The sequence below is a fragment of the Acinetobacter sp. Tr-809 genome (assembly GCF_011753255.1).
GTDB lineage: Bacteria > Pseudomonadota > Gammaproteobacteria > Pseudomonadales > Moraxellaceae > Acinetobacter.
Genome location: NZ_VWVZ01000005.1, coordinates 249,731 through 272,737 on the forward strand (window position 1 = coordinate 249,731; position 23,007 = coordinate 272,737).

A 23,007-nucleotide genomic window follows, 5' to 3' on the forward strand; every position below is an offset into this window, starting at 1 on the left:
GACCGACATTATCCCCTTTTTATTTTCAGGATCAGAGAAGCAGAACTATGGGACATCGTTTAAGCAAAATCTATACCCGTACAGGTGACTCAGGCACAACTGGCTTAGGGGATGGTTCACGCGTTGCCAAAGATGATTTACGCATCGCAGCATTGGGTGATGTCGATGAACTCAATGCGACCATTGGCGTGCTCCGCGCACAAATCAGTAACAGCCAAATTGAAAATAAAGCACACTGGGATAAAAGCTTAAGCCTGATTCAGCATTGGTTATTCGATTTAGGTGGCGAAGTGTGTATTCCAAAATATCTTCTACTACAACCTGTATGTATTGATTTCCTTGAAAAAGAAATCGATCACATGAATGAATCACTGCCGATGTTAAAAGATTTCATTTTGCCATCAGGCACTTTAGCTTGTAGTTATGCACATCAAGCTCGTGCAGTCTGCCGTCGTGCAGAACGTGCTTTGTTGTCAGTACATAATCGTGACCAAAATATTCAAGCAACCGCATTACAATTACTGAATCGCTTATCGGACTGGTTATTCGTTGCTTCACGTGCATTACAACGTGCTGAAGGTGGTAGCGAAGTGCTGTGGCAAAAGAATATTAATGACAGTATCGATCAAGCGTAATTTTTCAATAAAGGCAGAAACACATGCGAATTATTGGTCATCGTGGTGCACGTGGTGAAGCTCCTGAAAACACTTTGGGTGGTTTTCACTATTTGCATGATTTAGGTGTACGTGCCGTTGAATTTGATGTGCGCCAACTGAAAGATGATCAATTGGTCGTGATTCATGATGATGATTTTGTTCGTACTGCCGGTCGTTCACAACAGGTTGAAAGCTGCAATTTATTAGAAGCTCAGCAATTCGATCATCGCCATCAATGGCAGGCATGGGCATTTGAAGAATACACACCAAGCCTGCCGCATGTTTTGGATTGTTTAACCGATTTTGAGCATATCGAAGTTGAAATTAAGGCCGTTGCAGATGGAGCAGCAGCTGAACGTTTGGTCTATCAACTGCATCAAGATTTAAAAGGGTTTGAGAAGAGCGTAACCATTACCAGTTTTGATGTCAAAATTTTGGCGGCATTACAACAACATCACAGTTCATTTAAACGTGGGCTATTGGTGGAAATTCCAATTGGTGAATATGCGATCGAACTAGCACAGCAATATGGCTGCAATCAAATTGGTTGGGGAGATGCCTTGGCAACAGATGAAATTATTCAACGGACTCAACAAGCGAATCTTGAGATTAGCGTCTGGACGGTGAATGACGTTGAACGTGCCAAGCACCTTCAGCGATTGGGCATTCAAGGTTTGATTACCGATGTACCCACCACGATGTTGCAACACTTGAAGTAAACAAAAGGCGGAATACATTCCGCCTTTTTTATTCTATTTTTTACGTTGCGCCTGAATAAGACGTTGCCCTTTTGCATCTAATAAATATAAGTTTGCACCATCCAACTGGAAGCGCTCAACCCGTTGAATCGAGTCCATCAAGTCAGCTTCTTGTGCTAAAGCGCGATTACAGCTTTGATGTTGTGCCATCACATCAAAATCTAGTTTACGTTGGGTGAAATCGTATTTATAACGACCATAAATATTGTTACACCCAGTATGGCCTGTCACCATTTTTGAAACAGAGTTAAGCAAGAAACTGGGATATTGATTAAAGAACAATGCTCGCTTGCCCTGAATCGTTGTAATCTGCCATTCCACATCCTGAACACCGTCTGTACTCTTACGCACTTGCATTGCTGGTGGCTGAGTTACTCGCTTGGGCTGCAAGGTGTTTTTTTGCACAGGTTTTGGCTGGCTTTGGCACGCTGCAAGCATGACTGCAGCAGAGAATATTAAAGTTTTGTTAAAAAATGCCTTCAAAGAAAAAATGGGATTTTTCATGGTAATTTGCTCAGACATTGATTTATTTCACCTTTTAATTCATTGATTAATTTTACAAATGAATTCTGTTACTGTTCTTTCGATACAACTGTAGAATAATGCTAGTGCTAATTGATTTGGGCATGCTAATATCAGTGATAAAATAGCAATATATCGTCATGATTGGTTTTGCTATCTCGTTTAGTTTTATTATCTTGTGCAAACAAGGTTTTTAGGAGCGCTGACGGATATGACTTCCGCCCCACTCAAAAAAGCACCCATTAACTGGACTGCTAGCATTACCTTAATTGGAACACCAATTCTTGCTGCTATATTAATTCCTTTGTACGCCTATTATTATGATTTTAGTGTAAGTGCATGGGTGAGTATGATTTTCCTATTGGCACTCAGTAGCCTAGGAATTACAGCAGGTTATCACCGTCTATGGGCACATCGTGCTTATGAGGCAGCATTACCGCTTAAAATCTTACTCATGATTGGCGGCACCTTTGCTGTTCAAAACAGTATTTTGTTCTGGGCTTCAGGTCACCGTACCCATCACCGCCATGTCGATGATGTTGATGAAGACCCGTATTCAATCAAACGTGGCTTTTGGTATGCACATTTAGGTTGGATGATTCGCGATCACTCCCCATCTAAACCAGATTTTAAAAATGCACCTGATTTGCTCAATGACAAATTAGTGATGTTCCAACACAACTACTATGTGCCAATGGTGATCGCAGTTCACGTTGGTGTATTAGGCTTGATTGGTTGGGCGACAGGCGATATCTGGGGTGTAATTTTACTCGGTGGTTTATTACGTTTGATCATCAGTCATCATGTCACCTTCTTTATCAACTCACTATGCCATATGTGGGGCAAACGTCCTTATACTGATGAAAATACAGCGCGTGACAACTTCGTGTTAGCTATTTTCACTTGGGGTGAGGGTTATCATAACTACCACCACATTTTCCAATACGATTACCGTAATGGTGTGAAATGGTGGCAATATGACCCAACCAAATGGTTGATTTGGACCAGTTCTAAACTTGGTTTAGCAAAAAACTTACGTCGTATTCCTAGCTTTAATATCAAAAAAGCAGAGCTTGCGATGAAGTTCAAATATGCGGAACGTGACTTGGCAATTTATGGTCATGATGTGAATACTGACATCGTGCAAATGAAACAACGTATCGCACAAGAATATGAAGCTTTCACCCATACTTTAAATGATTGGGCTAAGCTGAAAGAACAAGAGCTTCAAGCGAAGAAAGCAGCGATGGCTGAAAAAATTCACCAGATGGACCATAAACTGAAAGTTGATTTCCAATTGCTTGAACATCGCTTAAGTCACCATCGTGAATGTTTAGAAACCTTGATGCGCAATATCAAAAAAGCGCCTGTTTCCGAATAAGCGATCGATAACTAAAATGGTCTCAAGAGAGGCCATTTTTTATGCCTATACATCTACCATTCCTTTCTCCCGACGATTCACCATTTCACACTGATATTTGCTATAGTCATGATTCGGCTCTCTCTGATGTTTCGTTTATGCAATTCAATCCTCGCTATGCTTCGCTCAATCCCAAGCTCTATCACCAACAGCAGCCAAGTCCATTACGTGGTGCCAAAGCTGGGCATTTTAATGAAGCATTGGCTGATGAATTGCAGTGGAGCGAAGAAGATAAAGCCAACTGGGTTGAAATCTGTAGCGGACAAAAAACTTTTGCTGAATTTCCCCCACTCGCCATGGTTTATGCAGGCCATCAGTTTGGGCAATGGGCTGGACAGTTAGGAGATGGCCGCGGTTTGTTGATCGGGCAAATCCTAAATAAACAAGGCGAAACGATTGATCTACATCTCAAAGGTGCAGGTTCAACCCCCTACTCGCGTATGGGTGATGGTCGAGCCGTCCTACGTTCAGTGATTCGTGAATATCTCGCTGGACATGCGTTAAATGCTTTGGGCGTTGCATCAAGTCATGCGGTTGGTTTTACCAGTTCAACTCAGGGCGTACAACGCGAAACCCTAGAGCTGGGTGCAATGTTATTGCGCACATCCGAATGTCATATTCGTTTAGGGCATTTTGAGTGGATCAATCAATACGCCCCTGAGCTTTTGGTTGAATTCACCCAGAAATGTATTGAATGGCATTATCCAGAATGCCTGAAAGCTGAAAATCCAATTCTGGCTTTCGCCGAAGCGGTGATTGAGAGAACCGCGATCATGATTGCTAAATGGCAATTGGTTGGCTTTGCGCATGGTGTCATGAATACCGATAATCTTAATATTACAGGTTCAACACTCGACTTCGGACCTTACGGTTTTATGGAACGTTTCCGCCCGAATTGGATTAATAACCACTCAGACTATCAAGGGCGTTATACCTATCAAAATCAGCCGAGTATTGGTCATTGGAATCTTTGGACATGGCTGAATAACTTAATTCCCCTAGCGACCACAGAGAACAAAGAACAGTTCAAACTCGATCTAGCAGCATGTTTAGAAAAATTTGAGCCGACTTTCTTACAACATTATGGGCAAGGTCTATGCCAAAAAATGGGGCTGCCAGAATTTCATAAAGACAGCCTAGATTGTAGTTTTGCCTTTCTTGGTATTTTGCAAACTGAGCAGCTAGATTACACGCAAAGTTTTCTTCGTTTGCAGCAACAGAATTACAAGGCTTTAAGAGATGATTGTATTCATATCCAGCAGTTTGATGACTTCCTAACCCGCTATCAAAATATTCGACAACATCAAGATACTGATGCCTTGGATGAGATCATGCAGCAGGTCAATCCACAGTATATTCTACGTAATCATATGGCACAGAAAGCCATTGAACTTGCTGAACGTGGTGACTTTAATGAGGTCGATCGTTTGTTTAAGCTATTGAATCAACCTTATCAAAAACAAGCTGATTTAGAAACGGAACAAGATACTGGGCCTTTACCAAGCGATGTAGCTGAAATTTCTGTCAGTTGTTCATCTTAGAAGAAGAAATCTATGAAAATTGGGCTGATGATTGGATGTGCGATTTTAATCCTGTTATTGGGACTGGCTTATTCCCAGTATGGCAAGTTTATCCCAACAATGGGCTCAGCACATCAACCTCTTTCAGCCCATGAAATACAACAGCTTCAAAAAAACAAACCGGTGACTTCAATTGAAGTGTTTAAAAGCCAGCGCATTCTGCAATTGAAACATCAACAGGAAGTCATTCGCAGCTATCCCATGCGTTTAGGCTTTGATCCGATCGGACACAAACAGTTTGAAGGTGATGGTAAAACACCTGAGGGAACTTATTCTATTGATTGGCGGAATCCTCAAAGTGCTTACTATAAGTCTTTGCACATCTCCTATCCCAATAAAGTGGATCGCGCCTATGCCCAACAGCAGGGTCAATCCGCTGGCGGTGATGTGATGATTCATGGTACCGTACCAACACGGGCAACATCACTTCCTGCAAGCGCAAGCTATATGCCACGTAAAGACTGGACACTGGGTTGTATTGCGGTAACCAACTCAGATATGGATGAGATATGGCAATTGGTCACGGATCATACGCCCATTATCATTCATCCATAATCAAACAGGCGTTTAAAACCGATTCTGTGGATAGCGGCTTTTATTAAACCGAACAAGGCTTATTCAGGGGATAAGTTCGATAGAGAGAATTGATCTCAATTACGGCACAGATATCATCACAACCTTTTGTAAAGTAATGTAATATTTTTTAGTGGCGAAGATAGCGATTTTTCACTTAACCACATAACAGCAGATAATTTCTACAATAGCTTTGCGAAACTATCCACATTTTCTGTGGATAACGCTGTGGTTATCCACAGGATAAAACTTTTTGCAGTACGTCATCCCTTATCATCATCAAGATCCATCTTATTTCAGCTTCTCTATACAAAGGAAAAGAGGCGAACTCATCTGTAGAAACTATCCACATTTTCTTGGATATGAGCCGCGTTGAAGCGGCGCAAGGGCGACTATAGCAGTGCAAGGCGTTGTAGCAGCGCAAGGCTTATCACAGGATAGCGTAAATCTAGTTACTCATCTGGATATTCAAAGCGATAACCTACCCCATACACCGCCTGAATCCATTCATGACGATTGCCCGTATCTGCCGCTTCTGTGATCTTACGGCGCAGGTTTTTAATATGACTATCAATCACGCGATCGGCAACATCGAAGCTATCAGGGTTAATATGATCAAGTAATTGCGCACGAGAATAAACTTGACCTAAGTGTTCCAAGAACAACTCTAATAAACGAAACTCAGTCGGGGTCAAAGTCAGTGCTTTTTGTTGATACCAAATCCGTTGCTGCGCTTTATCAATACGGAATAAATCATTTTGTTCAGGCTCAGCCTTACGTTCCAAACGGCGTAAAACAGCTTGTACACGAGCAACCAGTTCTTTTGGACTAAACGGCTTACAGATATAGTCATCTGCCCCCATGTTCAAACCTAATACGCGGTCAATTTCTTCAGTACGAGCAGTCACCATAATGATCGGTAGATCAGACTGTTCACGGACTTTACGGCAAATGGTCAAACCATCCATACGCGGAACCATCAAGTCCAAAATCATTAAGCTTGGTTTACGTTGCTGAAACTGAGTATAAGCATCTTGACCATCATGAAACATACTGACTTCAAACCCAGCAGCTTCTAAATAGTCACGAACCAACTGTGCGAGTTCAACTTCATCTTCAACCAACATAATATGTTTCATGGTCTTCATCCTATCCATCATCCCCCACCAAAGAGGATTTAAAAGTTACTTAATCTGTTTTGGGAAAGTCAGCACACAACGCAACCCACCTAGAGGTGAATGGTCGAAAGTCAGTGAACCACCTAAAGCTTGTGCCAGTTTACATGATAAAGCTAAGCCTAAACCGGTACCCCCAGTGCTACGTGTACGCGAGTCATCGACACGATAGAAACGCTCACCTAAACGTGCCAGTTGCTCATCATTCACACCCAATGGACTATCATCAACATACATTATCCATTGTTGCTCATTTTGTTGAGTGTGAATCTGTATTTTTCCACCTTGCTCGGTATAGCGAACACAGTTACCCAGTAAATTGACAATAATCTGTTTAAAGCGGTCTCTGTCTAAAGATAAGCTAGCCCCTTCCCCTGACAGTGTTACTTCAAGCTGGTTTTGCTCAAAGGTAGACTTAAAGTTTTCAACCTCTTGCAATACTACATCCCAAGGATTAACTGTCGCAAAATAGCATTTCAACTGTTGCGCATCAGCTTGTGCCAAATCAGCTAAATCTTGGGTTAACTTTTTCAAGGTACTCACCTGACGCATCATGGCATCAAGGTGTTCCGGTGTGGCTTTACGAATCCCATCCTGCATCGCTTCGATCTGTGCCTGCAATACAGCCAACGGTGTTTTTAGTTCATGTGAAGTATCGGATACCCATTGACGGCGTGATTCTTCATGCTGATGTAAAATATCAGCCAAATGATTCAGCTGGTTAGATAAATCACCAAGTTCATCATTACGTTTGATCATGACCTGATGCTGATAATTACCATGTGTCAGTTCTAAAGTAGCTTTTAATAAGCGTTGAATCGGCTTCTTAAAATAAGTTGCCATCAACAATGCAGCAACCAGACTTGAAAGTACCGTTAATGCATAGACCAACAGCAAATAACGTTTTTGGTTACTAAAGAAATTGATACTGGATGCATCGTCCTGATCAAGTACAGGTTTTAAACCTAAATAACCAACCACCTTTTCCCCAACCACAATTGGGCGGAACGAAATTTGGTCACTCGCTGGCTCACCTACAATAAACTGCTGGTTTTCATCATATAAAGATAAACGTGAACTTAAACCTAAACGATCAGGAATAGAAACAAAGCGTTTTTTACCATGTTCAACAGGCGCTGTATTAAGTTTGTTTTCTTGTTTATCTTCTTTGCTATCCGTCTTTAAACGAAATTGACGAGGGCTTAAAGGAAAACGTAAGCCTTCGAAAGGCTGATATTCTGAAGGTAAGTTTTGTTTGAGAATTTTTAATTCTTCGTCGTTAAATATCTGCCGATTTTTTACCTCAACACTATTCTGTGCCAAAGTAGGAGAAAGGCTGAGTAAAGTATGGTCATTAAAATAACGTTGCTGTAAGGCAATATCATACTGACGGCGTAACCACCACTGCGATAATCGATCATAGTCGTCAGGTGCAGCAGTACCTTCTATTTGCAGAATCTGTGCCTGAATCGCATTACCCCAGTCATGATAAACCGTATAAACATTGCCCAAATTGGCAATCAGACGGTCTAACTTCTGCATTTCCACATCGGCCACATAACGCGCAAAGTTTTTTTGCATGGTCCAATGCAAAACCCCCAAGCTAATCGTTGCGATCAACAAGGTTGTAAGTAATACCGTTAAAAACAGGCGTAAGGCTAAAGGTACGCGACGAACATTCAAAAGCTGAATCTCAATAGTGTTCTATTTATGGATTGTAACCAACATGGTCGAAAAAAACTCTCCATTGTTTCTTCATCTTTATTATCTAATCTTTAACCATCGAATCTCAACTGATCATGCTGGATAAAATAATGAACAAGACAAAAATTGTATTGATGACCACTCTACTCGGTTCTATTTTAGGTTTGGCTGCCTGTCAATCGACAACTCCAGCAGAACAGTCGATGAACCGTGACCACCACCGTCATAATATGCAACGTACACCACTAACACCAGAGCAACGTGCCGAATGGCAAGCTAAACGTGAACAGCGTTTAGAGCAACGTGAACAAATGCGTCAGGAACATCAAGCTCAACGTGCGCAAATCGAACAAGCCTGCCAAGGTAAGCGTATTGGAGAACGTGTGAATGTTCAATGGAATAAGCGTGTAATTGAAGGCACATGTGAAGTTCGTTTTACCCCAGATAAATCTCAGTTCAAACGCCAAGCCAACGCAACAACATAATCAACCTCTTCCTCATCGGCGCTTTTAAAGCGCCTTTTTTTATGGCCAAAGAGCATTCATTTTGAATTACACAGCTGCTTACGATTTTAGATCAGCAGTTTAACTCAAAAGCCTGAAAACCGCCTACAATCTATACGCTTAAGCAGGTTGAACCATAAACTTTGACTTAGCAGTCACTAAGAAATGACCTGCAAAAGCTTGTACCGAACTATAACTTGTTGCACGATTAGCGCTACCAAATGGTGCTCTTGGGCACATCAAACATTGACTAAGATTATAACTCTGGTTTAACCAGTATTGAGGAACCCGCTATGCCACAATACAAAGCACCCTTACGTGATATGCAGTTCGTATTGCACGAATTATTAAATGCTGAAGCACATTACGCGAAACTTCCTGCATTTCAAGACACAGTAAGCCGTGAATTGGTTGATCAATATTTAGAAGCAGCGGCTGATTTCTGCGAAAACGAACTTTCTCCTTTAAACCAAGTCGGCGACCGTGAAGGTTGTACTTGGAATGACGGTGTTGTAACAACACCTACAGGCTTTAAAGAAGCGTATCAAAAATATATCGAACTTGGCTTCCCATCTCTTTCTGCTGATGAAGAATTTGGCGGTCAAGCATTACCAAACTCTTTAGGGATTTCTATCTCTGAAATGGTCGGTACTGCAAACTGGTCATGGGGCATGTACCCTGGTCTTTCTCACGGTGCTGTTCGTACTTTAGAACATCACGGTTCTGATGAGCAAAAGAACACTTACTTGCCAAACCTTGTTTCAGGTGTTTGGACAGGGACCATGTGCTTAACTGAATCTCATGCAGGTTCTGACTTAGGTATCATCCGTTCTAAAGCAGAACCAAATGCTGACGGTAGTTACGCAATCTCTGGCGAGAAAATCTTTATCTCTGCTGGTGAACATGACATGGCTGAGAACATCATTCATATCGTACTTGCACGTTTACCAGGCGCACCAAAAGGTACTAAAGGGATCTCATTATTCATCGTACCTAAATTCCATGTAAATGCAGATGGTTCTGTTGGCGAGCGTAATGCAGTGCGTTGTGGTTCAATCGAACACAAAATGGGTATCCATGGTAACGCAACTTGTGTCATTAACTTTGACCAAGCAAAAGGTTACTTGATCGGACCTGAGAACCGTGGCTTAAACTGCATGTTCACCTTCATGAACACAGCACGTATCGGTACAGCAGTTCAAGGTTTATCTGCATCTGAATCTTCTTTCCAAGGCGCTTTAGCGTATGCGAAAGATCGTTTGGCAATGCGTTCTCTTTCTGGTCCTAAAGCACCTGAAAAAGAAGCTGATCCAATTATTGTTCACCCAGCTGTTCGTAACATGCTTTTAACGCAAAAATCATTTGCTGAAGGCGGTCGTGCGTTGGTTTACTTATTGGCTCAATATGCAGATATCGTTGAGAAAGGCGAAACTGAAGAAGAGCGTAAGTTTGCTGATAACATCTTGTCTTTGTTAACACCAATTGCAAAAGCATTCTTAACTGAAACGGGTTCTGAATCTGCGAAGCACGGTGTACAAGTATTTGGTGGTCACGGTTTCATCTCTGAACACGGTATGGAACAAATCGTACGTGATACACGTATTGCTTGCTTATACGAAGGTACCACTGAGATTCAAGCACTTGACTTGTTAGGTCGTAAAGTCCTGCAAACTCAAGGTGCGATGTTGAAAGACTTCACCAAGATCATCCATAAATTTGTTGAAGCAAACAAAGACAATGCTGCAATGCAAGAGTTCATTGCGCCATTGGCTGCTGCAAACAAAGAATGGGGCGATATCACCATGCAAATCGGCATGCGTGCAATGCAAAACCCAGATGAAGTTGGTGCAGCTGCGGTTGACTACTTATACTTCTCTGGCTATGTAACGCTTGCTTACTTATGGGCACGTATGGCGCTTGTTGCTCAAGAGAAATTAGCAGAAGGTTCAACTGAAGTTGACTTCTACAATGCAAAAGTGACTACTGCTCGCTTCTACTTCAAGAAGATCTTGCCACGTGTTCGCTCACATGTAGACGTACTTTCAACTGGCGTAGCGCCATTGTTTGAACTTGATGCGGAACACTTCGCTTTCTAAACATAGTTTAGAATGAGATGCAACGTTCATCACAGAAAAAGGACTGGTCAGTTTTGACCGTCCTTTTTTTGTTTAATCAATGCTAAATTTACACTATTCAATTTATTTGTTCGTTTTATTTGATCACTTTGCACATGAAACTGTGCGTAGAAGGGAACGATTATGCCAATTTACAATGCTCCTTTAGCAGATATGAAATTCATCTTAAATGATGTATTTAAAGCAGAACAATTTTGGCAGTCTAATGAGAAACTGGCTCATGTAGATGCTGCAACAGCTGAAGCAATTTTAGAAGAAATGGCGAAGTTTGCCCAAAACGTGACACATCCGTTAAACCGTACGGGTGATGAAGAAGGCGCACGTTGGGAAAATGGTGAAGTTTTTACCCCAGCTGGTTTTAAAGAAGCATTCCGTCAATATGCTGATGGTGGTTGGATCGGCTTAGGTGCTGATGAAGAATGGGGCGGTCAGGCAATGCCAAAAATGCTGACTGTACTGTCTGATGAAATGTTATTCGCAACCAACCCATCATTCATGCTCTACCCGCTGCTTTCTGTGGGTGCTGGTATGGCCTTAAATAGCTATGCATCACAAGAGCAAAAAGAAACCTATTTACCTAAAATCTACTCTGGCGAATGGTCAGGTACGATGTGCTTAACTGAACCACATGCAGGTACAGATTTAGGCATTATCAAAACTAAAGCTGAACGTAATGAAGACGGTACTTATAACATTACCGGTACTAAAATCTTCATCACCGGTGGTGATAACGACCTAGCTGAAAACATCATTCATCTTGTTCTTGCCAAGACACCTGATGCTCCTGCGGGTTCACGTGGTATCTCGTTATTCATCGTTCCAAAGTTCCTGTTAAATGAAGATGGTTCTTTAGGTGAACGTAACCCTGTAGGCCCTGGTTCAATCGAGCACAAAATGGGGATCAAAGCCTCTGCAACATGTGTGATGAACTTTGATGGTGCTAAAGGCTACCTCGTTGGTAAAGAAAACGAAGGTCTTGCTGCAATGTTCGTCATGATGAACTACGAACGTTTGTCGATGGGTATCCAAGGTCTGGGTGCTTCTGAATTTGCTTATCAAAATGCAGCACAATATGCGACTGACCGTTTGCAAGGCCGTAGCGCAGCAGGCGTCCAATCACCAAACAAACCAGCGGACAGCATTTTAGTTCACGGCGATGTACGTCGTATGTTGTTAAATGTACGTGCGAATAACGAAGCATCACGTGCATTTGCAGTCTATGTCGGTCAACAACTGGACATCACCAAGTTCTCGACCGATGCTGAAGCTGTGAAGCAAGCGAACAACCGTGTTGCATTGTTAACACCTATCGCAAAAGCTTACCTCACTGATACTGCTTTCCAAGCGACTCTAGATGCGCAAATGGTGTTTGGTGGCCACGGTTATATCCGTGAATGGGGTATGGAACAATGTATCCGTGATCTTCGTATTGCTCAAATTTACGAAGGTACCAATGGTGTTCAGTCTCAAGATTTAATTGGTCGTAAAACCATTAAATGTGGCGGTGCATTCATTGCTGAGTACATCACTGAAATCCGTGACTTCGCCAATGATCTAGACACTGATTTGAACTTCATTAAAGATGCAACCTTAGATGCTGCAACTGAAATTGAAGCAATCACGCAGTTCATTATTGAGCAAGCAGCTGAAAATGTTGACTTCCCGAACTCCGCTGCGGTTGATTACTTACATGCAGTAGGCTTACTCAGCTTCGCATATATGTTTGCAAAAATCGCTGCTGCTGCAAAAGACAAGTCTGGTGATTTCTACCAAAACAAAATTGCATTAGCACAATACTTTGTAGACCGTATCTTGCCTGAATTAGATGCACGTTTAGCGAAAATCAAAGCAGGTTCTGATTTGATCATGAACTTCAGCGAAGATTATTTCACCAATCAAGCTTAATTTTAGCGCGGTGATAAAACTGCCTCAATCATTTGGTTGAGGCAGTTTTTTTATGACTATAATAAAATCAGCATAAAACTTGCATAACATTCTAATGATCATGTTGAGAATATAAATCGCTATGTCTAATTCAAGAGAGAAACTTGAAGGCTTACCTCGTCTACTTGATCGCTTCGGTCATTACGCAGTTGAAGCTTTTCATTATTTAGCCTTATTTATTATCGGCTGTATGATTGCATGGTCAGCCGTACATACCGTGATTGAAATTCTAACGGTAAAACAGTACGCCACCATTGATGACATCTTGCTGCTGTTTATCTATTTAGAATTAGGTGCAATGGTAGGGATTTATTTCAAGACCAATCACATGCCGGTGCGCTTTTTGATTTATGTCGCGATTACTGCACTCACCCGTCTATTGATTGCCGATATTCAGCACAATCATAAAGCCTCTATGGATTTGGTCATTACCACAGGTTCGATCTTGATTTTAGCTGTGGCGATTTTGGTGGTACGATTTGCGTCATGGAACTACCCTTCTGTAATTCGGGGCAAAGATCAAGAACAACAATTGCCTTCCAACAAAACACCTCAACCACAAGATGACGAACTGGCATAAATAAAAAAGCAGGCACATGGCCTGCTTTTTTATTACGTTTGCTATGCAACTCGGAAAACACGATATTTCGAGTCCACCAACACATATTTGCCTTGTACCTGCATCCAGTTATAGCCACGAGGTGGTTCATATAAACGATGGCTACGATAGTTCGAAACCACATAGCGGTTACTGCGGAATTCTGAGGGTAACCGTTCGCCACGCTTGAAGTTAATACGTTGACCATAATGATTACCGCGGTCGCCATTTGACCAGCGTGGCTGTTCACGATGATCGTAACGGTGGTCATAACGATCATAGCGATTATCGTAGCGATCTCTATGATCATGATTCCAACGATTTGAATCCGCCATAGCTGAGGCAGAAACACCCAACATAAGTGTTGATACAAGTAATACTGCGGTCTTCTTCATTCTTTGATCCTCTGTTTTTCGATCTGAAATCAGATTAAGAAAAACTCAAGGAGAAAGCATGAATAAAACTCGCAACATTGCAAAGCTTTGTAATGAATAGCGAGAAATTATGAAGAGTCCTCTAGAGACTTCATTTTAAAAACCATCAAAAAATCAGCGAATAATCTCAATGGTAAAGTTATCATCAGTCACTAAAAGATAACGTCCATCGACAACGACCCAATGTCTGCCACGTGGTGGTTCACGTAAGGAATAATAGTCCCAGTCTCGAATCACATAGCGCTCGCTTCGGAACTCACCTGGTAATTCATTGCCAACCACAAAAGACTCACGACGATAGCTGCGGTCATATTGTGTGTCTGGATAATATTCGACACGAACACCCGGTCGATGATTCGGATAAGGATAGTAATTATTTTGATTGGGTTGATAGTAGTACCCTTTCGGTGGCGCTGTCGGTGTCGCGCGCTGATTTGAGAACGCAAATGGGTCTTGCGCAGGTGGCTGATAGCCAGGAGTAGTCTGATGATAGGAACGACGCTCTACCCCACTATAACCACTCCAAGCATTGTCCGCATAGCTCATTACTGGGAGATAGCTCAATACAGCCGCCAAGCCATAAATATAAGATTGAAATTGCTTCATCGTGATCTCCCTAAAAGCAGAGTATCTGTCTATTTTAGAACAAAAAATAATCACAACTGTTGTAATAATATTTTTTCAGATCAACTGCTGCTTTACAGAGATAAACAGCAACGACCTACAGCTCTACCTAGATATGCTAAAATCATTTTTTTGGTTTTAAGGCAACATCTGTGGCTGAAATGAATTTTGATCGTCTCTATCAATTCTTTTGCAAAGTTCCAAGTGTGCAAGAAGCGCGTATCGTTGCGCATGGTGCAGATGGTCAACATGCATGGTGGTTTAAATTCAATATTGATGTTGAACATCCTTTAGCATGGCAAACCGTTCAAGAGCTTGGACATGTTCTTAATTATTTATCCACCAATGAACGTTTACCAACCCAGTTCTTCCCAGTGTCTCCACCACCCTATATGAATGGTGAGGCTAAAGATTTCTTGGCTTGGGTAATTCAGTGCAATCATCCAGAATTCACTCCAGATGTGGTCTGTGACTGGCTAGAAGCCCGCTTACCGAATCCTGTCGATGATGAAAATCAGTGGAAAATTAAAACAGATTTAAGTGAACTCGAGCAAATGGCTGATAAGGATTTAGATCAATTAATCCCTCCAAGCCCTTAATTTTTTATTGATGATGTAGGTCTTTCAACAAGCTGAATCGCAAATAAACACCCACATTCAGTTTGTTGAACTCACGATCTAAATCACGATAAGTCATAACCTAAATATTCTTGTGGGGATTCTGAATAAGGTAATATCAGATAATTATTTTCCAAAATCAGCGCTTTCATTTTTTCTTGATGGATTGAGTCCAAGGGGTAAATTAAAGCGAGATCCTGAATTAAATCTTCAATTTTATCCGCTTTAAAATCTGGTGTTTTAATCCATCCCAATAAAGATGCACCCAGTCCGATAAATTCGAAGCCATAGTGCTGTATCTGCTGAATAATGGCGAAGTTTTCGAAGGGATCAAAATCACAAGAAAAATAGCCATTCGGTAGCATCGCCAGTTTCAATGCTTCTGTTTCCACAGCAGCCACTTTAACCATTATTTCAGTATTGCTAGAGATCAATAGGTTTTGATTGAAATAAATTAGTGCCTCTAGATCACTCTGATCATAGTGCTGCATTTTTTCAGCCAGACTTGCAAAGCTTCTCTGATGATCTAGATGACTCAGCTGTTGAACATAATGCTGCAGCCTTAAAGGTGTGACAATATTACTTTCAATCAGTTGGCTTTCTCGGCTGCCAATATCTTCGATTCCTGCAAAATATTGGCTGTCATCAAAATAAAGCTGATCCCCCAATTGAGCATGCATAGAGGTGTATTCTGCTTGTGACCTATCATCTAGAACTAGAAACACTTTCTTTGGTTTAACATCTTGTTTTAGAGCTAAATAACTCTCTAAGAGTTCTGCCCAACTTTGGATTTCAACAATATCTGCATAATGATTAAATTGATGTACATCTAAATCAATCTGCTCATCCTGTCTGATATTCAGTTTAATTTTCGCCATTGTGTAGAACTCTATTTAAGCTGCATTAAAAGGTGGATAATCCCGACCATTCCATAAAACGATAGATCCAGTATTTTACTTTTGATTCATCAGCATATTTTGCATAATCCACCGTGATTTGACGGCCATTTGCGTTTGTCCATGCTGCATCAAAGTACTGTCCTGCATCTTTAAACACGGGCGCTTGTGCTGCACCAATCACGCGCATGTCGGTTTCAAGATTATAATTTTTTAGATTACGCGCAGTTAAGTTGGCAGAACCAAGAACGATCTCCGCTTGCTGGGCATTAGATTTAAGCAACATTTTGCTATGGCATTGCTCTCCACGGGTATCACACCAACGGATTGGAATGCCTACCGCATTCATTTCCGAAGCTACTTGGCGATTGGGAATACCATTCTTTTGGCGACCGAAAGCATCTTTATTCGGGTCAAGCATAATACGAATATTGACACCACGTTGCTTGGCTTGTTTCAAGGCTTCAATGATATTACGCTCCGATAAATAGAACATCGCCATATCTAAATGCTCTTTGCTCTTCGCAGTCTGAATCATTTTCAGCACAGCATCGTAAATGGCTTTTTCAGTCAGCACTTGTACTTGTGGCAATGTTTTATCTTCAGCTAGCCCGCCCATAATCACAAATGGGCTCGAACCTTTTGACATATTCGCCACAGCTTGTTCAGTTTGCAACACATCAATCGCTGTTGGCCCATCTACCACCAAAGCCACATTGCTATGATGCGAACTACCATCGTGTGGATTTGCCGAAGTCACCAGACTTTTCCAGCCGTCAACCGTATCAACTACCAAGGTTTTACGGTGATTGGCTTTGAAATTGAATAATTCTAGATAACTGCGCAAGGTAATTTTATCATTGCCAAATGGGCTACTTAACCAACTACCTTCAGGATTATTACCTAAGTTTTGACAGCAGATATACCAAAAACCTGACCACAGTGGATTCGAGGCACGCAATGGTTTTAAATCAGTTTCGATGACATCCACACCCGCTTGGCGTAGTTGTAGATAATGCTTTGGAGTCAACCCACCATAAACCGAATTAATCGGATCAGTAATCACCACAACTTCTACATTTGGATGCAAACGGCGCTTCACGATTAAGGCATCGGTCAGTTCTTGCATTAAAGGAAACTGTTTGACTGTCGACTTACCCACTTCCTGATTAAATAGGAACATATCCAGCACAATGGTACTCTGTGCCTGATCAATCAACTGGAAGACTTCTTTGAAAATATGCTGATCAACTTGTTGCTGACCTTGCGCATCGATATAGGTCTGATCGGCTAAAAATTTCACATTGGCATGACGTAGTTGCCCAGTAAAATCCAGACCTTTCGGAAGTGGTTTTACTGTGTGATAGATTGCCGAAGCAATGTATCCAATCGCAAAAATACACAATATAACTGCCATGTAACGTCGACCTGACCAGTTTAATTTTCGATGGATTCGTTGGAAGATACGCATATAAACAAAAAAAGCCCTAGCCGAATAAAAATCACCCCAGCCCTCTTTATCAAAGAGGGGGAACTTTATGTAGGCTAGAGCTTATACTTTGATTTTTCAATGCTAATTTAGTGATCATTTAAAAAATCAAAAATTAAATTTTCACTTAGAAGTTAAAATTCACCCCAACCGTAAAATTACGTCCCACTTGTGGAATTGTTGATAAGAACGATGCATGTTGGTACACCTGGTCATCGAGCAAGTTATTGGCATTTAGATAAACACGATAATCTGTTGCCTTACTATATTTACCCGTGTAAGCCACACCTAAATTCAGCATGTTATAGCTTTGGGTATTAGTCTCATAAGCAGCAATCTTGTCCTGTTGGAACACATGATAGTATTCAGCTGAACCGCTAAAGCCATCACCAAAGTCCGCATTTACTTTTGTTCCTAGACGACCTGCTGGGACACGCGGGGCATTTTCATTGTCAATCTTGCCGCGTACATAGTCACCAAATACACCAACTTTGTACATGTCCGAGATCTGATAACCCGCCTCTGCTTCAGCACCGTAGAAGCGTGCTTGATCTTGGGTATATTTCACCAAACGAAAATCTTTATAACGATCTAAAGTTTGAGCATAGATATAGTCGTCAAACCAGTTGTGATAGACATGCACATGGTAGTCAAACTTGTTATTGTCATAATGGAAACCAAGTTCCACATTATTCGATTTCTCTTTCTTCAACTGATCATCACCTAACTCATAAGTGTTGGTCGCGAAATGTCCACCATTTGCATATAGTTCTTGTGCTAATGGTAAACGTTCCTGATGAGAGGTTACGAAAGAAAGTTTATAGTTCGGTGCAAACTCCCAATTGGCAGCACCAGAAACAGAAAAGGCTGAACCGTCGAAATCTTTTTTAGTTGAATCTTCAATATCAATTTTTTGTTGGTCTGCACGTGCTGCCAGCTCGACATGCACATCATTAAACTGTGCATGTTCTAAGGCAAAAATACTCCACTTCTTCGTCGTATTTGGTGCTAAGAAAGCTTCCTCACCCGTGAGTTCTAATTTTTGTTGACCATATTGGGTTCCAATCACCCCTTCCCAAGGACCCAATGGATTATGTACCAATTCTAAACGACCATCATAACCTTTGTTTTTAAAGCGAGTGGCGATGGTATCTTCTTCAATTTCATCATGTTTATAATCGGTATAACTGGCTTGAGCACGTAACTTTTTAAATCCTGCAAAGGGATCATTCAATTCTGTACGCACATCATAACGCTCAGATTTCAGATCAATCCAAGGACCTGCCTCATGTGCATGATCGTGGTCGTGATCGTCATGACCATGCCCATGATCATCCCCATCTCCATGATCATGCTCACCACAATGCAAACTTAGACCATGTAAATGGCAGCTCTCATATTCATGGCTATGTCCCGGCAGACCATATTTATCTTGGCGATTGCTATATGAAATTCCTGTAAAACCGCGATCATAAATCCAAGACAAACCGACATTTACCGTTTCACCTTTGGCAAAGGTATTACCGACACGACGCTCTTTCTCACCTTCGTGCACATAGTTCGGCGCGATATAGTCATTGGCTTCACGATTTAAGCCTTCAACACGCAAGGCCACTTGATCACCAAGAGCGACCGTTACCCCAGCCGTTGCCAGCTTTTCATCACTGCCCGTGTTGTAACGTAAACCCACATTACCTTCATAGCCATTTTCAGGCATTTTGGTTGGAATCTTACTATCTGTTACATTAACTAAACCACCCACTGTTCCTGCACCAAACAACAAGGTAGAAGGTCCACGAATCACTTCAACCTGTTGAGCGAGTGCAGGATCTACAGTCACTGCATGGTCAGGAGATAAAGTTGATACATCAATATTTTCGGAGGAGTTTTGCAAGACTTTTACCCGTGGTCCATCTTGACCACGAATCACAGGGCGACTTGAGCCCGCACCAAATTGATTGGAATAGATCCCAGGTTCACTACTCAATGCCTCACCAATGGTGACAGCTCCCTGCTGTAAGCGTTTTTGATCCACTACGGTATCGGCAACCGCAAAATCTTTCGATGTTTGCTCTAATGGATGTGCTTTAATTCGTATTGTCTCTAAACTTGTCACTTGCTCATTTTCTGCTGCAAACGTAGATACAGATACAACAGCTAAAATAGATAAGGTCAAAATATTCTGTGGAAATGACATATCGTGTCTCGAATCAGTCGATCGTTATTTTTGTTATATTATAACATTTCATTTATTTTGCAATAAAAAACAGTGCAACAACGAACATTTGCTACACTACTTCTTCATGATTCAATGAATGGTCGTTTTTCAACGATATGCCTTTTACACTTTCCCATGCCGTCCTCGCTCCACCTTTATCCAAATTAAGTCAGGGGCATTTGCCTGTCGCAGCCTTGGCAATTGGATGTATGACCCCCGATCTCTATCGATTATTTACCCAAGAAAATATCGCTTTAACCCACCAGTGGTCAGGCATCTTATTTCCAAATCTACCCATTGGATTATTCTTTTGCCTCTTATGGTATTTAATCTATCGTCCTGTGACCTATCGCTGTCTTGAAATCAGACACCCTTTAAATATTCACTCACTGGATGACTTTATTTCTTTCAGCCTTCTGAGTTGTCTGGCACTTATACTGGGGATCAGCACACATTTGATCTGGGATGGACTCACCCATCTCGATTTTCGAACTTTTGCTTTTAAAGAAATTCTGGCTCAGAACATTTCATTGTTGGGTTTTAGTTATCCATTACATTTTGTCTTGCAGATTGGCTCTTCTATTATTGCTTTGCCGTTCCTCATAAGAATGTGCTGGCATTATTATAAGACCCATCAACATCCAGATCCCGTCCCAGTTAAACTCAAAGGGTTTGCACTACTCAGTGTTATCCTCTCCATCTTATATGGGCTGTTCTCAGTTTTAGACTACAACCAACATATCAGTACTGATCTTTGGAACAGTGAACGCTATTTTTTTATTGGTAAATCGATTAATGAATTTACCCAAGCTGGCTTAACGGTCTTTACTGTGGCTTGTCTATTATTCTTATTTTTAGATCGGACAGAGCGTCTAAAATCATTTTAACAAAAAGCGTCTGTTTAAAATTCGCTTGAAAACATTAAGACTTGAGACTATACGTCCAACAAGGCATAATCTCCCCTTCATTGGTGCTGCGCTGTTTACGCATTCACCTTCTACAGCCAATATAGTTTGGATAAATAATTCAATATGATGCGCACTCATTACTGTGGCTCTTTAACAGAAGCCCAAATCGATCAAACAGTTACTTTATGCGGATGGGTTCACCGTCGCCGTGACCATGGCGGTGTGATTTTCCTTGATATGCGTGACCGTGATGGTCTCGTTCAGGTCGTTATCGATCCAGATACGCCTGAAGCATTCGCAACAGCAGATAAAGCACGTTCAGAATTTGTATTAAAAATTACAGGTCGTGTACGTCGTCGCTATGAAGGTACTGAAAATGCCAACATGGTGAGTGGTCAAATTGAAGTTTTAGGTAAAGATATCGAAGTTCTAGCAGCTTCTGATACTCCACCATTCCCATTGAATGATGAAAACACCAATATTTCAGAAGAAATACGTTTGAAATATCGTTTCTTGGACATCCGTCGTCCAGAAATGTTAGAGCGCTTACGTTTCCGTTCTAAAGTCACTAACTTGATCCGTAACTATTTTGAAGATCATGGTTTCTTAGACGTTGAAACACCAATTTTGACACGCGCAACCCCAGAAGGTGCACGTGACTATCTCGTGCCAAGCCGTGTTTCAAATGGTAGCTTCTACGCACTTCCACAATCACCACAATTGTTCAAACAGTTGTTGATGGTGGGTGGTATCGACCGTTATTACCAGATTGCTAAATGTTTCCGTGACGAAGATTTACGTGCGGATCGTCAGCCTGAATTTACCCAAATCGACGTTGAAACATCGTTCATGAGTGACGATGACATCATGGATTTAATGGAAGGCTTAACGGTTAAAATGTTCAATGAATTATTGAATGTAAAATTCGATAAATTTGAACGTATGACCTATGCCGACGCAATGCGTGACTATGCATCTGACAAACCGGATATGCGTATTCCATTGAAACTGGTTGACGTTGCAGACTTGATGCAAGACGTAGAGTTCAAAGTCTTCGCTGGTCCTGCAAAAGATCCTAAAGGCCGTATCGTTGCTTTACGTGTTCCTGGTGCTGGTTCATTGCCACGTAGTGCGATTGATGAATACACCAAATTTGTTGGCATCTACGGTGCAAAAGGCTTGGCGTACATCAAAGTCAACGAACTTGAAAAAGGTATTGAAGGTCTTCAATCTCCAATCGTTAAATTCATCGAGCCAATCGTGCTTGATTTATTAAAACGTGTTGGCGCTGAAAATGGCGACATCGTGTTCTTTGGTGCGGATAAAGCTAAAGTTGTAAATGATGCGATGGGCGCACTTCGTGTTAAAATCGGTCATGACTTGAAGCTGACTACTTGTGAGTGGGCACCACTTTGGGTTGTTGACTTCCCGATGTTCGAAGAAACTGATGATGGCAAATGGACTTCTGTTCACCACCCATTCACACTACCAAAATCAAGTGTTGAAGAAGTGAAGAGCAATCCAGGTGAAGCCCTTTCTGTTGCATACGATATGGTCCTGAACGGTACTGAAATCGGTGGTGGTTCGCTTCGTATCTATACTTTAGAAATGCAGAAAGCAATTTTTGAAGCTTTAGGTATTGGTGAAGAAGAAGCCGAAGAAAAATTCAGCTTCTTATTGAATGCACTCCGTTATGGTGCGCCTCCACACGGTGGTTTGGCATTTGGTCTTGACCGTTTAATCATGTTAATGACTGGCGCATCTTCGATTCGTGATGTGATTGCATTCCCGAAAACCAAGACAGCTGAATGTCCATTGACTCAAGCACCTGCACCAGTTGAAGCAAACCAATTGCGCGACTTAGGTATTCGTTTACGCGAAAAAGCAAAAGCTGAAGAAAAATAAACCATAGGTTTATGATTCAAATAGAACCCTGCTCTATGCAGGGTTTTTTATATTCGAGTTTTGCTTTGCGAACATGGCAGCTAGTGGCATAATAAGCTGCTTTTTTATTGAGAGATCCATCTTATGGCAATGCGTCCTGATGTACGTCGACATGCAATTGTAATTATTGTATTTTCACTTGCTCAATGGTTTTTCATGCGTTACATCTTGGCAAATGAACTCTTCAATATGGATACCAATCAACGCATTTTATACTTCTGTGTAAGTAGCTTGGCCGGTGCTCTGCTGATTTTTGTCGCATTAATCTATATGGTGCTTAAGGGCAACGTAGACAAACAAGACTAAGAT

The 23,007-nt window shown here is 41.5% G+C and carries 21 protein-coding genes; 13 read left to right on the plus strand and 8 right to left on the minus strand.

Features of this window, described 5'->3' with window-relative positions:
• Positions 1-47: 47 nt before the first annotated feature.
• Together F3J02_RS12945 and F3J02_RS12950 are read left to right on the plus strand one after the other, a co-directional pair.
• On the plus strand, positions 48-635 hold the full coding sequence (locus F3J02_RS12945; protein ID WP_167249881.1) for a cob(I)yrinic acid a,c-diamide adenosyltransferase: 588 nt from the start codon (positions 48-50) through the stop codon (positions 633-635).
• Between the two features lie 23 nt (positions 636-658).
• Positions 659-1,375, plus strand: a complete 717-nt coding sequence (locus F3J02_RS12950) for a glycerophosphodiester phosphodiesterase (protein ID WP_167249883.1) — start codon at positions 659-661, stop codon at positions 1,373-1,375.
• Positions 1,376-1,408: 33 nt separating this feature from the next.
• On the opposite strand, the gene F3J02_RS12955 is transcribed toward F3J02_RS12950, so the two are convergent.
• Entirely contained in the window at positions 1,409-1,936 is a 528-nt protein-coding gene (locus F3J02_RS12955) for an META domain-containing protein (protein WP_159886515.1), read from the minus strand.
• A gap of 211 nt (positions 1,937-2,147) precedes the next feature.
• Here F3J02_RS12955 and F3J02_RS12960 point away from each other — a divergent pair, with 211 nt between their 5' ends.
• The 3 genes from F3J02_RS12960 to F3J02_RS12970 all read left to right on the plus strand — a co-directional run bounded on the left by F3J02_RS12960 (position 2,148) and on the right by F3J02_RS12970 (position 5,491).
• The gene (locus F3J02_RS12960) at positions 2,148-3,317 is read left to right on the plus strand and encodes an acyl-CoA desaturase (protein ID WP_005193015.1); all 1,170 of its coding nucleotides are present in this window, start codon (positions 2,148-2,150) and stop codon (positions 3,315-3,317) included.
• Positions 3,318-3,454: 137 nt separating this feature from the next.
• Positions 3,455-4,897 carry a protein adenylyltransferase SelO gene (locus F3J02_RS12965; protein ID WP_167249885.1) on the plus strand — a complete coding sequence of 481 codons (1,443 nt, stop codon included), beginning with the start codon at positions 3,455-3,457 and terminating at the stop codon, positions 4,895-4,897.
• A gap of 12 nt (positions 4,898-4,909) precedes the next feature.
• A complete protein-coding gene (locus tag F3J02_RS12970; RefSeq protein ID WP_167249887.1) occupies positions 4,910-5,491 on the plus strand; it encodes a L,D-transpeptidase family protein in 582 nt (193 codons plus the stop codon).
• Between the two features lie 470 nt (positions 5,492-5,961).
• Here F3J02_RS12970 and F3J02_RS12975 read toward each other — a convergent pair whose 3' ends face one another.
• Together F3J02_RS12975 and baeS are read right to left on the minus strand one after the other, a co-directional pair.
• Positions 5,962-6,648, minus strand: a complete 687-nt coding sequence (locus F3J02_RS12975) for a response regulator (RefSeq protein WP_005193024.1) — start codon at positions 6,646-6,648, stop codon at positions 5,962-5,964.
• 45 nt (positions 6,649-6,693) lie between these two features.
• Positions 6,694-8,367: a sensor histidine kinase efflux regulator BaeS gene (gene baeS, locus F3J02_RS12980; RefSeq protein WP_167249889.1), complete on the minus strand. Its 1,674-nt coding sequence runs from the start codon at positions 8,365-8,367 to the stop codon at positions 6,694-6,696.
• A gap of 131 nt (positions 8,368-8,498) precedes the next feature.
• On the opposite strand from baeS, the gene F3J02_RS12985 reads away from it, so the two are divergent.
• The 4 genes from F3J02_RS12985 to F3J02_RS13000 all read left to right on the plus strand — a co-directional run bounded on the left by F3J02_RS12985 (position 8,499) and on the right by F3J02_RS13000 (position 13,550).
• Entirely contained in the window at positions 8,499-8,873 is a 375-nt protein-coding gene (locus F3J02_RS12985) for a heavy-metal resistance (protein ID WP_167249891.1), read from the plus strand.
• Between the two features lie 311 nt (positions 8,874-9,184).
• The gene (locus F3J02_RS12990) at positions 9,185-10,987 is read left to right on the plus strand and encodes an acyl-CoA dehydrogenase C-terminal domain-containing protein (protein ID WP_005193034.1); all 1,803 of its coding nucleotides are present in this window, start codon (positions 9,185-9,187) and stop codon (positions 10,985-10,987) included.
• A 162-nt stretch (positions 10,988-11,149) separates the two neighbouring features.
• Positions 11,150-12,931 carry an acyl-CoA dehydrogenase C-terminal domain-containing protein gene (locus tag F3J02_RS12995; protein ID WP_004652441.1) on the plus strand — a complete coding sequence of 594 codons (1,782 nt, stop codon included), beginning with the start codon at positions 11,150-11,152 and terminating at the stop codon, positions 12,929-12,931.
• 121 nt (positions 12,932-13,052) lie between these two features.
• On the plus strand, positions 13,053-13,550 hold the full coding sequence (locus tag F3J02_RS13000) for a phosphate-starvation-inducible protein PsiE (protein ID WP_167249893.1): 498 nt from the start codon (positions 13,053-13,055) through the stop codon (positions 13,548-13,550).
• Between the two features lie 41 nt (positions 13,551-13,591).
• Here the strand turns inward: F3J02_RS13000 and F3J02_RS13005 are convergent, their stop codons facing one another.
• Positions 13,592-13,963, minus strand: coding sequence for an RcnB family protein (locus tag F3J02_RS13005; RefSeq protein WP_167249895.1), 372 nt, complete (start codon positions 13,961-13,963; stop codon positions 13,592-13,594).
• Between the two features lie 153 nt (positions 13,964-14,116).
• Positions 14,117-14,608, minus strand: a complete 492-nt coding sequence (locus F3J02_RS13010) for an RcnB family protein (RefSeq protein ID WP_167249897.1) — start codon at positions 14,606-14,608, stop codon at positions 14,117-14,119.
• Positions 14,609-14,787: 179 nt separating this feature from the next.
• Between F3J02_RS13010 and F3J02_RS13015 the strand changes: the two genes are divergently transcribed.
• Complete coding sequence (locus F3J02_RS13015; RefSeq protein WP_171526132.1) at positions 14,788-15,225, plus strand: hypothetical protein; 438 nt, start codon at positions 14,788-14,790, stop codon at positions 15,223-15,225.
• Between the two features lie 83 nt (positions 15,226-15,308).
• Here F3J02_RS13015 and F3J02_RS13020 read toward each other — a convergent pair whose 3' ends face one another.
• The 3 genes from F3J02_RS13020 to znuD form a co-directional block, all read right to left on the minus strand.
• Positions 15,309-16,121 carry a hypothetical protein gene (locus F3J02_RS13020; RefSeq protein ID WP_167249901.1) on the minus strand — a complete coding sequence of 271 codons (813 nt, stop codon included), beginning with the start codon at positions 16,119-16,121 and terminating at the stop codon, positions 15,309-15,311.
• A gap of 25 nt (positions 16,122-16,146) precedes the next feature.
• Positions 16,147-17,610 carry a phospholipase D family protein gene (locus tag F3J02_RS13025; protein WP_171526125.1) on the minus strand — a complete coding sequence of 488 codons (1,464 nt, stop codon included), beginning with the start codon at positions 17,608-17,610 and terminating at the stop codon, positions 16,147-16,149.
• A gap of 145 nt (positions 17,611-17,755) precedes the next feature.
• Positions 17,756-19,825, minus strand: a complete 2,070-nt coding sequence (znuD, locus tag F3J02_RS13030) for a zinc piracy TonB-dependent receptor ZnuD (protein ID WP_167249906.1) — start codon at positions 19,823-19,825, stop codon at positions 17,756-17,758.
• Positions 19,826-19,962: 137 nt separating this feature from the next.
• Between znuD and F3J02_RS13035 the strand changes: the two genes are divergently transcribed.
• The 3 genes from F3J02_RS13035 to F3J02_RS13045 all read left to right on the plus strand — a co-directional run bounded on the left by F3J02_RS13035 (position 19,963) and on the right by F3J02_RS13045 (position 23,004).
• Positions 19,963-20,733: a DUF4184 family protein gene (locus F3J02_RS13035; protein ID WP_167249908.1), complete on the plus strand. Its 771-nt coding sequence runs from the start codon at positions 19,963-19,965 to the stop codon at positions 20,731-20,733.
• 144 nt (positions 20,734-20,877) lie between these two features.
• A complete protein-coding gene (aspS, locus tag F3J02_RS13040) occupies positions 20,878-22,659 on the plus strand; it encodes an aspartate--tRNA ligase (protein ID WP_016162615.1) in 1,782 nt (593 codons plus the stop codon).
• A 123-nt stretch (positions 22,660-22,782) separates the two neighbouring features.
• Complete coding sequence (locus F3J02_RS13045; protein ID WP_005269244.1) at positions 22,783-23,004, plus strand: hypothetical protein; 222 nt, start codon at positions 22,783-22,785, stop codon at positions 23,002-23,004.
• Positions 23,005-23,007 lie beyond the last annotated feature (3 nt).